The following is a 2,712-nucleotide window of genomic DNA, read 5'->3' on the forward strand; positions in this document are numbered from 1 at the left end:
ATATTTATATGTAATATAGCTCCTTTAATTTTAAGTTGTAATTACGCTCTTTTAATTATAATTATTATTTGTTATAATACTAAGGAAATTGTATTTAAACGGAGGAAGTATAATGAATTTTGATATAGAAAAACTAAATAACGATAAAATTAGTGGTGAAACAAAGTATTTCTTCATACAAACTTATGGTTGTCAAATGAATGAAGAGGACTCAGAAAAACTTTCAGGTATGCTTAAGAGAATGGGATATGAAAGTACAGAGAATAGGGATGAGGCATCAATAATCATATTTAATACTTGTTGCGTTAGAGAGAATGCAGAGAACAAAGTATTTGGGAATCTTGGAGCTTTAAAGAAACAAAAAGAAAAAAATCCTGATTTGGTTATAGGTATATGTGGATGTATGATGCAGCAGAAAGGAATGGCTGATGACATATTAAAAAGATTCCCTTATGTAAATGTAATATTTGGTACTCATAATTCTTACAAATTTCCTGAGTACTTAAATAGAGTTAAAACTGAAGGTGTACAAATTAAAGAAATCATTGATAAAGAAACTGAAATAGTAGAAGGAATTCCTATAGATAGAAAAAGTGATATTAAAGGGTTTGTAACAATAATGTATGGATGTAATAATTTTTGTACATATTGTATAGTGCCGTATGTTAGAGGGCGAGAAAGAAGTAGGAAGTCTGATGATATAATTAACGAAATAAAAGATATGGTAGCTAATGGATACAAAGAAGTAACTCTTTTGGGGCAAAATGTTAACTCTTATGGCAAGGAGCTTGAAGAAAAAATAACATTTGCTGATCTTTTAAGAAAAGTAAATGAGATAGAAGGACTAGAAAGAATTAGATTTATGACATCACATCCTAAAGATTTAACTTTGGATGTTGTTTATGCAATAAGAGATTGTGATAAAGTTTGTGAGCAAATCCATTTACCTGTTCAAAGTGGATCAAACAGAGTTCTTAAAGAGATGAATAGACATTATACTAGAGAACAATATTTAGAATTAGCTAAAGAAATCAGAAAACAAATTCCTGATGTAACGTTCTCAACAGATTTAATTGTAGGGTTTCCAGGTGAAACAGAAGAAGATTTTAGCGAAACACTAGAATTGGCTAAGGAAATTCGATACGATGCAGCATTTACTTTTATTTATTCAAGAAGAAATCATACGCCTGCTGATAAAATGGAAAATCAAATTTCTGACGAGATTAAGCATGAAAGATTCAATAGATTAATCGAGATTGTTAATACGGGTATTGCAAAAGGAAACAAAGAAGCTGAAGGAAAGATGTATCAAGTTTTAGTTGAAGGTAATAGCAAAAATGATGAGTCAAAATTAACTGGTAGAACTAGAAATGGTAGACTTGTGAATTTTGAAGGTGGGAAAGAATTAATAGGTGAACTAGTTGATGTAAGAATAGTTAAAGCCAATTCGTTCTCGTTAGTAGGGGAAGTTGTAAAATAAAAAAATATAATTTTATATAGTCTGTATATTTTTTTAGTAGGGAAGTGTTATATTAAACTCTTCGAAAAAGTATACAGACTATTTTTTCTTTTATTAGCCAATAGAACAAATGTTCTGATATGATAAAAATAGCATTTTTTAATGGTTGATATTAATATACACGTTATGTTCTGTACGCTTATGTTTTAATAAGCAAATGGCTTAATGTGTTGATAATCAACTGATAAAACATAGTTAATACAATTGATAAGATGAGTATGAAGGAAAAATGGCCTTTTTTCGCCGAAGAACATTTGTTCTGTATATAAGGAAAATATTTGGATGGTTTTATTTTGATGACATATGTATGCAATATTATGGCGGATTTATCCTTCTCTACTTAATTACATCTACAAAAGAACAATCTATAACTTTAGTGATATCGTTAGGATTAATTTCGATTTGTGCGCCAATTTTTCCACCGCTAAAAATTATTGTATCGAATAACAAAGCATCTTCTTGAAAGAAAGTTTTGAATATCTTTTTCATACCAAGTGGGGAACAGCCACCTCTAATATAACCAGTGATTTTGTTTATATCTTTAACTTGAATCATTTCTATATTCTTTTCTTGTGCGATTTTACTAGCTTTTTTCATATCTAATTCCTCAGAAACAGGAATCACAAAAACATAAAAGTCTTTAGAGTGACCTTGAGTCACTAAAGTTTTAAAAACTTGGTTAACATCTTTTCCTATTTTATGCGCGACTGCGACACCATCTATTTTACCATCTTTGTTTTCGTAGCTATGAGTTGAATATGTGATTTTGTTACTATCTAAAATTCTCATAGCATTAGTTTTTCCTTGGATCATAATTTTGAAAGTCCTCCTTAAATTGAAAAGTGAAAATACACCATTTAATTAACTGTTGTTTAGATTATATCATAAAATAATATTTGTGTTGCTATTTTTAATCATGATTTGTTCTAGGCGTATTAAAATCTGTAAAACCTGAGTTTTGTGTTTGAGGATTCAAGTTTTTATCAAATGTGGATTTGTTTAATATTATTTGCGTTCAAATTTATATTTTTGTCAGAATCGATGTGTAAATAATATGTCTAAAAGAGTTATTAGTCATATATAACAATATAAAAAACTATAACTATTACTATTTGTAATAGTGACTCATAATAAAATGTCATGATTTTTATAATGATATGAAGCTATGTTTATGAAGATGAAATGCATTAAAT

2 protein-coding genes are annotated in these 2,712 nt (G+C 28.5%); one reads left to right on the forward strand and one right to left on the reverse strand.

The genetic code is table 11. The annotated features are described in order from the left end of the window. Window positions 1-112 precede the first annotated feature (112 nt). Complete coding sequence (miaB, locus tag CLCHR_RS24090) at window positions 113-1,480, forward strand: tRNA (N6-isopentenyl adenosine(37)-C2)-methylthiotransferase MiaB (RefSeq protein ID WP_079442470.1); 1,368 nt, start codon at window positions 113-115, stop codon at window positions 1,478-1,480. Window positions 1,481-1,855: 375 nt separating this feature from the next. On the opposite strand, the gene ybaK is transcribed toward miaB, so the two are convergent. After that, a complete protein-coding gene (gene ybaK / locus CLCHR_RS24095) occupies window positions 1,856-2,332 on the reverse strand; it encodes a Cys-tRNA(Pro) deacylase (protein ID WP_079442471.1) in 477 nt (158 codons plus the stop codon). Window positions 2,333-2,712 lie beyond the last annotated feature (380 nt).

Source organism: Clostridium chromiireducens, assembly GCF_002029255.1.
In the GTDB taxonomy this organism is placed as follows: domain Bacteria; phylum Bacillota; class Clostridia; order Clostridiales; family Clostridiaceae; genus Clostridium; species Clostridium chromiireducens.